Below are 13,061 nucleotides of genomic sequence, written 5' to 3'. Positions count from 1 at the left end.
GCCGTCACCGGCCTTCTTGATACGTCGCGGTCATTCGACCGGGACGAATGTCACGTCCACCCAGTAGTTGTGCGCGGACAGGTTCGCCGGGAATCCGGTCGAGTAGGTGTAGGCGCTGCCCTGCGCCGGGATGGTGAACACGCCGGTCGCCGTCTGGGCGGCCAGCGCGTTCAGATCGACCGCGTAGCGTCCCGTGGTGCTGTGAAGACCGACCCGGTACTCCACGCCGGGCTCGAGCCGGATGGGCGAGGCGAAGGCCGCCTCCTGCCAGCCGTCGGCGGTCTCGTTCCCGACGGTGACCTGGCCCATGAGCTGGCCGTCCGCCCGCCACAGGAATCCGGTGTGGATGCCGGTGTTGGCCGCCCCCTTGTAGAACCGCACGCCGGTGGCGTCGCCGGCGACGTTGACGGTGAACCGCGTCGCCACCTGCACGCTGTCCGGGTCGTTCCACGCGGCGTTCTGTGGTGTGGCATCGCCGAAGATCGTGGCCGCGGCGATCACGGGCGGCTCGTCCACGGTCGTGAAGGTCCAGGTCGCGTCGGTGACCACGACGCCCGCCGCGGTCGCGGTCGCGGTGTAGCCGGTGGACCAGGCCAACGGGTGGGTCGGCGTGAACGTGACCGTGCGACCGGTCTCGTCGTACGCGACCGCACCGGCCACGGGGCCGGTCGGTCCGCTGACCGCCAGCGACGCACCCGTCACGCCGGACGCGAAGGTCGCGGAGACCGCCGCGTTGGGCGCGACACCGGTCGCGGCCGGCGCGGGGGTCGTGCTCGTGACGGCCACAGTGGCCGCAGGTTCGGGCGTCGGCTCAGGGGTCGCCTCCGGCGTCGGCGCAGGAGTCGGCGTCGGGGTCGGCGTCGGTGTCGGGGTCGGCGTCGGTGTCGGTGTCGGCGTGGGTGTCGGGGTCGGCGTCGGTGTCGGGGTGGGTGCGAGCGCCGGGTCGAACATGATCTCGGCGTCGACGAAGTACGATCCCGACTTCCACGACGACAGCGGGAACCCGCCGTTCGGGCCGTAGAAGAACCGGCCGTTGTCCCCCGCCGGGGCGGTGATACTGCCGGAGACGAGTGGCTGAAGGAAGTACTCGCTCGTGTGCGCGTACCGTCCGGTGGCGGAGAAGTACGAGGCCGTGTACGTCGTACCGGGGTTGACCGTCACCGGCTGGGCGAGTTCGGCCCGCTGCCAGCCCGACGCCGTCTCCGCCGTGAACTGCACCTGGGCGAGCACCTCGCCGCCCGGACCCCAGAGGGTGCCGCGGTGGCTGCCCGTATTGGCCGCACCTTTGTAGAACCGGATCGCCGTCACCACGCCGACCTCACTGACCGTGAAGCGCGTGCCGACCTCGACGGGATCCGTATCGGACACCGCGTCCACCTGGGGCAGGTCGTCCCCGAACAGCGTCTGGGTGAGCTTGCCGGTGGTGAAGCGCCACGTCTCGAGTGTGGACGACTGCACCCGAACCGTGACGGCGTAGGTCGTCTCGAACGCGAGCGGCGTCGTGGGCGTGAACGAGAGCGTTCGCGTGCTGCTGTCGAAGGCCGACGCGCCGGCGACCACACCCTCGGGGCCGGTGACCGACATGGTCAGCGATCGGCTGCCGATGTCTCCGTCGATCACGGCCGAGATGTCGGCCGCGTGGGACACCCCCACGGCGTCGCGACCCGGGCTCATGGACGCCACCGAGAGCGGTGCCGCGGCGTCCGGAACGAATTCGACGTCGACGAAGTAGTTGGCCGAGTTCCACGAGCTGTTCGGCATGACGCCGCCGCTGCCGTACCGGTACCGCCCGTTGGCTCCGCTCACCGTGGTCAGCGGGCCGCTGGTGACGGGGGATGTGAGCGCGCCCGCCGTGTAGGAGTAGTTCCCCTGCGGCGCCAGGTACGACACCGTGTAGACGACGCCCGGGGTCAGGGCGACCGGGACGCTGAGCACGGCACGCTGCCAGCCGGTCGCCGTCTCGTTCGTGAACGTGACCTGGGCCAGACGCTGGCCGTTGGGCCCCCACAGGCTGCCGACGTGGGTCCCCCCGTTGCCGGCGGCCTTGTGGAAGCGAACCGCCCGGACCTCGCCGGCGACCGAGGTGGTGAATGCCAGCCCGAGTTCGACCGACGAGGAGTCGGGGTCCTTCGCGGCCGGCGTGGCCGAGGCGAAGAAGCTGATCGGGGCGTCCGGATCGAGGGTCGAGAACGCCCACGAGAACGTCGCGGCCGCGCCCCCCTCCGCGCCGACCACGCCGGAGAGCGTGACGTCGATCTGGGCAGCCGGCGGCAGATCCGTCGCGGGAGTGAAGGTGGCAGTGGTGCCGGCCGCGTTCAGCGCCCAGCTTCCGGCGATCGCCTGTCCCCCTGCACTGACCGAACCGGTGTAGCCGGCCTGGATCGGCACGTCGAAGGTCGCCGAGATGCTCGCATCGGCCGCCACATCCGTGGCTCCTGCCGCGGGCGTGCGCGACACGATCGTCGGCGTCGCCGGGGCCGTCTCCACGACGACGTCCACGCCGTATCCCGTCGTCGACGTCTGGGTCGGGAAGCCGCCCGAGTAGCTGAACACCGACCCGCCGGCCGCGACCGACAGCGGTCCGCGCGAGTACGCGCTGCCGAACAGCCCGGCGGTCACGGCGTAGCCGCCGGCCGGTGCCGTGTAGGACGCGACATAGGTCACACCCGGCTGGATCGTGACGGGCGTGTCGAGCGTGGCGACCTGCCAGCCGAGCGCCGACTCGTTCGCGAACGTCGCCGTCGACAGCAGTGTGCCCCCCGCGGTCCACAGCGACGCGGCGTGCGTGCCGCCGTTCTGCGGTCCCTTGAAGAACCGGATGCCGGTGACCTGGCCAGGCAGCGAGCTGCTGAACTTCACACCGAGCGTGACCGCATCCCGGTCGGCGGCGGATGCCACGTCGGGCACCCAGCTCTCCAGGAACAGCGAGCAGGGGCACACTCCTTCGGGACGCTCCTCCGCGCGGGTCGTGAAGCTCCAGGCGGCACCGTCCTCCAGCGCCACGCCGGCGGCATCGGTGGCCGCGGGTGTGACGGTGTACGTGGTGCTGGCAGCCAGCGGCGCATCGGGCAGATAGCGCACCGTGCGGGTTTGCGCGTCGTAGACGGTCGAACCGGCGACGGGCTGGTCGTCCGGCCCGGTGACCGTCATCGACACCGTCGCGGGGTCGGCCGGGCGGGTGAAGGTCGCGGAGATCGTGGTCGCGACGTCGACGCTCGCCGCTCCGGCCTGCGGCGTCCTGCTGAGGATCCGCAGGGGCGACGTGTCGGACTTGGTGAAGAGCACGTCGACGTAGTAGTTCGACTCGTGCCAGGTGCCGGCCGGGAACTGGCCGGCGATTCCGAAGACCCCGGCCGCGGACGCGCCCACCGCCGACGGAACCGTGACGGGCGTCGAGGGTGTCGCGTGATACGGCCAGTACTGGGCCTTCATCGCGTAGCCGCCGTTGGGAGCGGTGTAGGAGACGGTGTAGTCCTGGCCGGCGATCACCTGGATCGGGACGGTGAACTGTGCGCTCTGCCACCCCTCGGCCGACTCGTTGCCGAAGGTGACGGTGCCGAGCCGGGTGCCGGCTGCGTCCCACAGCGACCCGGTGTGCACCCCGGTGTTGGCGGCACCCTTGAAGAAGCGCACCCCCGCGACGAAGCCGTCGACATCCGGGGTGAAGCGCATGCCGAGTTCGACCGCCTGGGTGTCATCGGCCGATGCCAGCACCGGCTCGATCGCGCCCAGTGCGGAGAAGGGACCGGTGACGGTGATGGACCGCCCGACGCCCGCGGCGCTGAAGTTGGCGCTGTCGTCGATCGCGCGGGCTTTGACGGTCACGGCGCCGGACCCCTGCTGGATGCCGGTGTAGGTCCACGATGTGGTGCCCATCGCCGGATGCCAGGTGGCTCCCCCGTCGAGGGAGACTTCGACCCCGGCGACGACGCCGCCGACATCGGAGGCGGTCCCCGTCACCGTCACCCGCGTGCCGTTGGCGACGGTCGCGCCCGAGGCGGGACTGGTGATCGTCGTCGTCGGGGCGGTCGTGTCGGCGCTCTTCGTCGCGGCGGTGAGCCCGGCCATGAGCGTGGTCGGCTGGGCGTCCATGTCGGCGAGGAGGTTGACCTGCGCCTGCTGCATGCGCGGGTCGGCGGGTGCTCCGTTGCCGTCGTGGGTCTGGTCGAGGCCCCACGCCCACTGGATGCTCGCCGCCGAGAAGACGAGCGCGCCGCTCGCGGCGCGGTACAGCGTCAGGTGATGCTCGGTGGTTCCCTGGACCACGACGTTGCCGTGGTCGATGAGGTACTCCGGGGTGGGCCCCACGGTGGTGGACAGCCGGATCAGTCCCGCCGGCCGGAAACCGTTGTCGATGTCCTCGTTGGACTCGTAGCCGATCGTGTGCGGCGCAAGCGCGGCCGATGTCCCGGCGGCGAGCGACGCCAGCGGCGTGTGACGCCACAGTCGCGTCTTGCCTTCGGCAGCGTTCACCGTCACGGGAAGGTCGTCGTAGTTGGCGACGTACATCGTGCCGCTGAGAGCGTTCTCCGGCAGGTGGCCGCCTTGCGCGGCGCCGGCGAACCGCGGGTCCCGCCAGGTACCGGTCCATTCGGACGCGGGGTCGATCTTCGCGTTGGCCCAGGTCTCCTTGTACGAGGTGAGCGTGCGGTACGCCGTCGCGGAGCCGTCGATCGACGGCTCGTACCGGACACGCCAATAGGCCTCGTTGCCGGAGAGGAACTGCAGGTTCACTCCGGCGTCGCGGGCCGCCTCGACGTTCGCGCGCTGCCGGCCCGACCAGTACTCGTCGTGACCGACCGAGAGGTACACGTCGTGGTTGAGCAGCTCGCCGCCGTAGCGGTCGGCGTCGACCCCCGAGATGTAGCTGACGTCATAGCCGTTGCGCTCGAGGAAGCGGACGGTGGCGAACTCGGAGCTGAAGTAGAAGTCGCGGCCCTGCTCCCACCCGCGGGTCGCGAACGGCCGGTTGTAGCTCAGCTGGTAGGCGCGGCCGTGGCTCCCGCCCTGGTAGAAGCTCGCCCCACCATAGGTGTTGTAGGCGTGCCATGTGGTGTCCGCCGTCTGGAAGACGATGTCCGACGTGTTGCCGTCGTTGCGGACGATGAAGATGATGTGACTCTGGCCGCCGTTGTCGCCGCGCTGGAGAACGGCGAGGTAGACGCCGGACACCGCGGTCTGCGGCACGTTCCACGACCCGGACACCTGCCAGGTGCCGCAGTCGTAGAGGTCGGTGGTCTCATCCGTCCGGCACTCGGGCTGACCCTCCGGCGGTGAAGGCAGCGGGTCGACCGAGTCGATGTACCGCGCCCCGAGGCCCTGATACCAGCCGGTGCGATAGATGTCGATCGTGTAGTCCGCGGCATCCGTGTCGATCTTGAAGTCGATGCTCGAGCCCGCGTTGACCGAGATGTCGGTCGCGAAGCCCTGGATGGTGGGGTCGCCCGCCCCGTCGATGTCCCACACATCAGGGTCGGTCCCGAGCTCCAGGTTCTCGCACGCGATCGCGTTGACGCCGGGCCCGCAGGGACTCGCTGCATCCGCCCGCTGCGCTCCCCCGATCGCCACGAGCGTGGCCAGGACCAGTGTGATGGCAGCGATGATCGCGAGTGCTCGCGACCGGACGAACGATGAAACGCCGAGTCCCGCAGGTGTCCCCATACCCATATCCCCAAAAACGCCCGCCCCGTCGATGACCCGAGACGCGCAATAAGCCGGTCGCGACGGCGCCTGAGCGCTGAAGATGCGTGCCTCCCAGTGGCACGGTCCTGACCGGACTCCCCGTTCGGGAGTGTATCCATACAAGCGCGGCGGGCACAATACTTCACATGAGGCGGCTCTCATCTGAGCCGGAGCCACCCGTGGAGGCCCGCATGACCGATGATCCCGTCGTCCAATCGTCCGCCGACGTCGACGCGCGCGCCACGCTCGGCCCGCGCACGCGGGTGTGGCACCTGGCGCAGGTGCGGGAGGATGCCGTCCTCGGCGCCGACTGCAATATCGGGCGGGGCGCGTACATCGGACCCGGCGTCGTGCTCGGCGATGCCTGCAAGGTGCAGAACTATGCGCTCGTCTACGAGCCGGCGGTCGTCGGCGACGGGGTGTTCATCGGACCGGCGGTCGTGTTCACGAACGACGAGTTCCCGCGTGCCGCGAACCCGGACGGCTCCCTGAAGGGCGGCGACGACTGGCACGCGGTCGGGGTCACGGTCGAGCGGGGCGCGTCGATCGGGGCCCGGTCGGTGTGCATCGCCCCCGTGACCATCGGCGCGTGGGCGCTCGTGGCGGCGGGCGCCGTCGTCACGAAGGATGTGCTTCCGCACGCGCTCGTAGCCGGAGTCCCGGCCCGCCGCATCGGGTGGGTCGGTCGCACCGGCCATCCGCTGACAGCCGACGGCGACGGCTGGACCTGCCCCGACAGCGGCGAGCGCTACGTCGCGGACGGCGCGGGCATCCGCCTGGCCGAGTGACTCAGAGCTTGCGCAGCAGGACGCTCGACACGGTGTGGTCGGCGCCCTTCTGCAGGATGAGGCGGGCGCGGTGGCGCGTCGGCTCCACGTTCTCCCGCAGGTTCGGCAGGTTGATGTCGTTCCAGAACCCGAGGGCCTGACGCACCGCCTCCTCGTCCGGGAGGTCGGCGAAGACCTTGAAGAACGAGTTCGGGTTGCTGAAGGCGCCCTGCCGGAGCGCGAGGAACCGGTCGACGAACCACGACTCGATGTGCGCGACGTCCGCGTCCACGTAGACGGAGAAGTCGAACAGGTCGCTCACCGCCACCCCGTTGGGCGTCGCGGGCGGAGCGAGCACGTTGAGCCCCTCGACGATGACGACGTCGGGTCGCCGCACCGTGACGTGCGCGTCGGAGATGATGTCGTACCGCATGTGCGAGTAGAAGGGCGCGCGCACTTCCGCGGCGCCGGACTTCACCTGGGTGAGGAACTCGACCATCGCCCGGCGGTCGTACGACTCCGGGAAGCCCTTGCGGTGCATGATGCCGCGGCGCTCGAGCTCGGCGTTCGGGTAGAGGAAGCCGTCGGTCGTCACGAGCTCGACCCGCGGCGTGCCCGGCCACCGGCTCATGAGCTCGCGCAGCAGTCGGGCGACCGTCGATTTTCCGACCGCGACCGAGCCCGCCACGGCGACGATGAACGGCGTCGTGGAGTCGGTCTCGCCCAGGAAGTCGGCGGTATCGGCGCCGAGCCGCTTGGTCGCGCTCGCGTAGAGCGACAGCAGACGGCTGAGCGGCAGGTACACCTCGCGCACCTCGGCCATGTCGAGCCGGTCGCCGAGGCCCCGCAGCTGCACGACTTCGGTCTCGCTCAACGGCTGCGGGATGCCGGCGGCCATCCGCGCCCACTCGTCGCGAGGGATCTCGCGGTACAGCCCGCGCGCGGTCGTCTCGGGTGCGGCGTCTTCGCTCGCGACAGTGCTCTCGGACATCGCGCCCCATCGTATCCGCGCCGGGACCACCGTGCCGCCCACCGGAGGTCACATCCCGGTTACGCCGACGACTACGCTGGGCCCGTGCGCCTGGGAGTCCTCGACATCGGATCCAACACCGTCCACCTGCTCGTCGCGGATGTCCGCCCGGGCGGACGGCCGCTCGCGAAGACCAGTCAGCGCACGGTGCTGCGCCTCATGCGCTACCTCGAGCCCGACGGCTCGATCAGCGAGGTCGGCGTGACGGCTCTCGTGGATGCCGTCACCGAGGCGCGGCGGATCGCCGACGGCGAGAACGTCGTCGAGCTGCTCGCGACGGCCACGAGCGCCGTCCGCGAGGCGGCGAACGGGGCGGAGGTCATCGCCCGCATCGAGGAAGCCCTCGGCCAGGAGCTGCAGGTGCTCGGCGGCGAGTCCGAGGCCCGGTTCACGTTCCTTGCGGTGCGGCGCTGGTTCGGGTGGTCGGCCGGGCAGATCCTCCTCTTCGACATCGGCGGCGGCTCGCTGGAACTGGCCGCCGGACCCGACGAACTCCCGGAGCTCGCGGCATCCGTCCCCCTCGGCGCCGGGCGCATGACGGTGGAGTTCCTCCCGCAGGACCCGCCCGGCGAAGACGCCGTCGAGGTGCTGCGCGCGCACGCCCGCGAAACGCTCGCCCCCGTCGCCGAGCTCATGGCGGGACAGCCGCGCCCCGACCACGTCGTGGGGTCGTCGAAGGCGATCCGCTCGCTCGCGAAGCTCGCCGGCTACCCCGTGCCGGGCTGGTCGGGCAGTGAGCGGATGCGGATGCCGCGCGCCGCGCTCGGCTCATGGATCCCCCGGCTCGCCCGCATCCCCGCCGCGGCGCGGCAGGAGCTGCCGGGCATCACCGCCGACCGCACGATGCAGATCGTCGCCGGGGCGGTCGTGCTACACACGGCCATGACCGTGCTCGACGTCGACGAGCTCGAGGTGTCGCCCTGGGCACTGCGGGAGGGCGTGCTGCTCCGCTACATCGAATCGCTGTCCTGGAACGAGCCGAGCTGAGCCGAAGCGCGCGGCCGTCGGAGCCCGCCGCTCGGCGCGACGCTCGGGAGGAGATCGCGCCCCGGGAGGATGGAATCCCGGATTCCGACCTCCCGCGGCGTCAAGTCCTCCCGAGGGGTACGCCATCCCGCATCCCGCAGCCTCTCCGGCACCTGACGACGCGCCCCTCCCCTGGACGCGCGGGCGCGGTTGGGCCATGATGCCGTCATGGCCGCGCCACGCGCCATCCGCACTCCCGACCAGCGCCTCCGGATCTTCGTCAGTTCCACACTGCGTGAGCTCGAGCCGGAGCGCCGGGCGGCGCGCGCCGCGATCGAGCGGCTCCGTCTCGCGCCGGTGATGTTCGAGCTGGGCGCCCGCCCGCATCCACCGCGCGAGCTGTACCGCTCCTACCTCGCCCAGAGCGACGTGTTCGTCGGGGTGTACGGCCAGCAGTACGGGTGGGTCGCGCCGGGCGAGGACGTCTCCGGCCTGGAGGACGAGTACCGCCTCTCGGCGGGGATGCCGAGCCTCATCTACGTCCGCGAGCCCGCCGGCGCGCGTGAGCCGCGCCTGGAGGAGCTTCTGCAGCGGATCCGCGATGACGACCGCGTGTCGTACAAGTCGTTCCGGGATGCCGAGGAGCTCGGCCGGCTGCTGCAGGACGATCTCGCCGTGCTCCTGACGGAGCAGTTCGATCAGGCGCGGGCCCAGCGCCCCGCCGAGCAGATGCCGCGTCCCGGCATCCCCGCTCCCTACTCGCCGCTGGTCGGCCGGGAGGCGGAGCGGGACGCCACCCTGGCTCTGCTCGCCCAGGAGAGCACCCGCCTGGTGACCCTGACCGGCGCGGGCGGCATCGGCAAGTCGCGGCTGGCCATCGAGGTCGCCCTCGAGGTCGCCCGCGCGGGCCGCGATGTCGCGTTCACGCTGCTGGAGGCGGTGTCTTCCCCGGAGCGGGTGATCGATGCGCTGGCCCGCTCGCTCGGCGTGCGCGACGCGGCGAGCGCGGGATCCCTCACCGAGCGGGTGATCTCGGCGATCGGCGAGCGCGACACCCTGCTCGTGATCGACAACATGGAGCACCTGCTCGGGGCGACCGCCACCGTGATGGAGCTGATCACCGGGACGCCGCGCCTCCAGGTGCTGGTGACGAGCCGCGCGCCGCTGCGGGTGCGGCCCGAGCGGGTCGTGGAGGTCGGTCCGCTCGCCGTCCCGGCGGACGGCACGCGCGACGTCACCGCCGCACAGGGCTCCGCGGCCCTCGCCCTCTTCGTCCAGCGCGGTGCCGCGGTGCAGCCCGGGTTCACGCTGACACCGGCCAACGTCGGCGATGTCGTGAAGATCTGCCGCGCCCTCGAAGGAGTCCCGCTGGCCATCGAGCTCGCCGCGGCGCGGCTGCGCACGCTCGCCCCCGCCGACCTGCTCGCCCGCCTCGACACGGCGCTCGGCGAGTGGGAGGGGCCGCGCGACCTTCCGGAGCGGCAGCGCACGCTGCGCGCGACGATGGCGTGGAGCGTGCAGCTGCTCGGCACCTCGGAGCGGAGGGCCCTCGCCGCCCTCGCCGCCTTCCGAGGGGCGTTCACCGTCACGTCGGCGGAGCGTGTGCTGGCGGCCGCCGGCGTCGCTGCTCCCCTGGATGCGCTGGCCGGTCTCATCGACGCGAGCCTCGTCGGCCACGGCGTCGAGGGTGACACGAGGGTCTACCGCCTTCTCACGACGGTGCGGACATACGCGGCAGAGCTCGCCGCAGACGATGAACGGGAGCGGTCGGTGACGGCCTGGATCGAGCACTACTGCACCGTGGTGGCCCGCGCGGCGCCGCGGCTGCGCGGCCCCGATCAGCTCGAGCAGCTGGCGGCGCTCGAACTCGAGTCGGAGAACATCGCCGCCGTGGGGCGGGAGCTCGTCGAACGCGGCCGGTTCGACGAGGCCGCGGAGTATGCGTGGTCGCTGTACCTGTACCTGTGGATCGGCGGGTACCTGGGTGTCGTGCGCGCTCTCATGACCCAGCTGCTCGCCGCGGCGGGCGGCGACCTGGCTCCGCACAGTCGCGCGATCGCGCTGTATTACACCGCCGCGATCCGGTTCTGGCAGGATGCCGCGTACGACCCGCGGCACGACCTGACCGAGAGCCGCGACCTCTTCGACGCCACCGGCGATCCGGCGGGTGCAGCCCTGGCCGGGGTCTCGATCGGGCTGGCGCAGCTCGCGCGGCCCACGGGGCCGGACGTCCCCGCCGCAGCCGCTGAACTCGAACGCAGCTTGAGCGGCTTCCGGGCGGGGGACGACACCTGGGGCCAGGCGATGTCGCTCGTCATGCTCGGCCGCATCGCGCTCGCCGTCGGCGACCCCGCCGGGGCGCGCAGCCGGTTCGAGGACAGCCTCGGCATGGCCACCGCGCAGGGCGAGCGACTGGGCATCGTCATCGCGCACAACCACCTCGGCTGGGCCCGGCTCTTCCTCGGCGATCTCGAGGGGGCACGCCAGGAGTTCGGCGCGGGACTCGATCTCTCCCTGGCCCTGGGCCACGACGAGGGCATCGCCTACGGACTCGAAGGCTTCGTCGGCCTCCGCGCCGCGGAGTCCGACGCGCGCGGCGCGGGGCTGCTGCTGGGCGCCGCGCAGGCGCTGCGCCTGCGGAAGGGCGTCATGAACCCGGGCGCGTTCGACTTCTTCGCCGGCCCGCTGGAGCGGCTGCGCGCCGACGGGCGGACGGCAGAGCTCGACGAGGCGATCGCGCAGGGGCGTGACCTGTCCGTCAACGAGGCGATCGCCCTTGTCCGGCGATGACGGCGTGACGCGGGCGACCCGGTGGACCGCCGTCGCGATCACCCCGTTCCTCGTGATCGCGGCAGTGCTGCTGTTCGGATTCCCCGACCGCACCGGTGAGCTGTTCGCCTGGGCGATCGCCCCGCCGCTGTCGGCCTACCTCCTGGCATCCGCGTATGCCGGCGGAGTGTGGTTCTTCGTCAGCACCACACGCGCGCGGCGGTGGGATGACGTGAAGCACGGGTTCCCCGCCGTCGTGGTGTTCGCGTTCCTCCTGCTCGTGGCGACGCTGCTGCACCTCGACCGGTTCTCGCAGAACCTCTCCTTCGCGGTGTGGATGACCCTGTACGCCACGACGCCCGTCGTCGTCGCGGCGCTGTGGCTCCGCGAGTCGCGGCGGGCCGGACCCCCGGCATCCACGGAGGGCGAGGTTCTGGTGTCCCGACCGGTGCGGACGATCCTCGTGCTCGTCGGCGGCGCGGCCGCGGTCACCGGCCTCGCGCTGTTCCTGTTCCCGGATGCCGTCATCCCGGTGTGGGCGTGGGAACTCACGCCGCTGACGGCGCGGGTGACCGGCGCCGTGCTGACCCTGACGGGGGTCGTGAACGGCGCGCTGGCTCGGGATGCCCGGTGGGGCGCGTTCCGCGTGCTGTTCCAGGCCCAACTGATCAGCCTGATCGCGATCGCCATCTCGCTCGTGCTCGGCGGCGGCGCGCTGGCGTGGGAGCGGCCCGCCGCGGCGGGCTTCGTCGCGCTGGTCGGCGTGGCACTCGTGCTGTACGGCTCGGTCGCCTGGCGGTACGAGCGGCTGCGCCGCCGCGCGCGGCATCCCGGCGCCTCCGCGGCCCCCACGCGACCGGCGTGAGCCCCCGCCCCGCCGCGACCGGCGTGAGCCCCCGCCCCCGCCCCCGCCCCCCGCGCGACCGGCGTGAGCCCCCGCCCCCGCGCTTCGGGAGGAGATGGCAACCCGGGAGGACGGGTTCCCGGGATTCGACCTCCCGAAGCGTCATCTCCTCCCGGGGCGTCGCGCGGGTCGACGGAGCGTCGCGGGGTGCGCCGCGCCGAACCCGGAGCCCCGCCACGCGCGACCGGCGGCGCCCCGACCGAGCCGGGCGCGCCGCCGGGGCGGTTACGCCTGCCGGCGCCGGCGCCGGACGACGAGCAGCAGGCCCGCCATCAGCAGCAGGGATGCCATGACCACGAGGTCGACCGGCACCTCGCCGCCCGTGGCGCTGAGCACGCGCGCCGGTGCTACCGGCGGGACCGGGGCGGCCGCCGCGTCGACGGTCAGGGTCGCACGGGCGGCCTCGACCGTACCCACGAAGGCCCGCACGGTGTGGACACCGGCGACGGTGAGGGTCGGCACGGTCACCGTGAGTGCGAACGAGCCGTTGACGCCGACCGGCACGGTGCCGAGGACGACCGGCGCGGGCATCCCGATGCGCCAGATGAGCGCGGCCCCGTCCGGGTCCGCGGCGACCAGGTCGACGGGCGCCGAGCCGGCGAACGGCGCCGATATCGTCGCATCCGACGCGGTGGGAGCGTCGTTGGCGGCGACGTCGATCGTCACGGTCGCGGTGCGCGACGTGAACCGACCGTCCGAGACGGTGAAGCCGGCGTGACGGTCTGCACCACTACCGCGATTGCGGGCGTCGCCACGAATACTGTCGCTGCGACGCATACGGCAGCCGTCATGGCTGCCAGAGCGCCCTTGAATCGGGTCGTCACTGAACACCTTTCCCCGCGCATCGCCGGCTCCCCAGGAGCACACAGCACGATGCGCACCTCCGATCCTGGCAGAGCGCGCACCACGCCCTCATGCGCAGCGACGTATATATCGGTCCGCG

The 13,061-nt window shown here is 72.0% G+C and carries 7 protein-coding genes; 4 read left to right on the top strand and 3 right to left on the bottom strand.

The window, feature by feature from the left end; all coding sequences use genetic code 11:
- Positions 1-30 precede the first annotated feature (30 nt).
- Positions 31-5,661 (bottom strand): DUF4082 domain-containing protein, encoded by a 5,631-nt coding sequence (locus MSA03_RS03315; protein WP_147049614.1) that lies wholly within the window; start codon positions 5,659-5,661, stop codon positions 31-33.
- A 212-nt stretch (positions 5,662-5,873) separates the two neighbouring features.
- On the opposite strand from MSA03_RS03315, the gene MSA03_RS03310 reads away from it, so the two are divergent.
- Complete coding sequence (locus MSA03_RS03310; protein ID WP_147049613.1) at positions 5,874-6,470, top strand: acyltransferase; 597 nt, start codon at positions 5,874-5,876, stop codon at positions 6,468-6,470.
- A 1-nt stretch (position 6,471) separates the two neighbouring features.
- Here MSA03_RS03310 and coaA read toward each other — a convergent pair whose 3' ends face one another.
- Complete coding sequence (coaA, locus tag MSA03_RS03305) at positions 6,472-7,440, bottom strand: type I pantothenate kinase (RefSeq protein WP_147049612.1); 969 nt, start codon at positions 7,438-7,440, stop codon at positions 6,472-6,474.
- Between the two features lie 84 nt (positions 7,441-7,524).
- Here coaA and MSA03_RS03300 point away from each other — a divergent pair, with 84 nt between their 5' ends.
- The 3 genes from MSA03_RS03300 to MSA03_RS03290 all read left to right on the top strand — a co-directional run bounded on the left by MSA03_RS03300 (position 7,525) and on the right by MSA03_RS03290 (position 12,079).
- Positions 7,525-8,466, top strand: coding sequence for a Ppx/GppA phosphatase family protein (locus MSA03_RS03300; protein WP_147049611.1), 942 nt, complete (start codon positions 7,525-7,527; stop codon positions 8,464-8,466).
- A gap of 207 nt (positions 8,467-8,673) precedes the next feature.
- Complete coding sequence (locus MSA03_RS03295; protein WP_147049610.1) at positions 8,674-11,235, top strand: ATP-binding protein; 2,562 nt, start codon at positions 8,674-8,676, stop codon at positions 11,233-11,235.
- Between the two features lie 4 nt (positions 11,236-11,239).
- Complete coding sequence (locus tag MSA03_RS03290) at positions 11,240-12,079, top strand: hypothetical protein (protein ID WP_174799840.1); 840 nt, start codon at positions 11,240-11,242, stop codon at positions 12,077-12,079.
- Between the two features lie 264 nt (positions 12,080-12,343).
- Here the strand turns inward: MSA03_RS03290 and MSA03_RS03285 are convergent, their stop codons facing one another.
- Positions 12,344-12,784 (bottom strand): LAVTG motif-containing sortase-dependent surface protein, encoded by a 441-nt coding sequence (locus MSA03_RS03285; protein ID WP_147049609.1) that lies wholly within the window; start codon positions 12,782-12,784, stop codon positions 12,344-12,346.
- Positions 12,785-13,061: the final 277 nt, after the last annotated feature.

The organism is Microbacterium saccharophilum (assembly GCF_007992455.1).
Taxonomy (GTDB): Bacteria; Actinomycetota; Actinomycetes; order Actinomycetales; family Microbacteriaceae; genus Microbacterium; species Microbacterium saccharophilum.
This window is presented reverse-complemented; position numbering and strand designations above follow the sequence as displayed.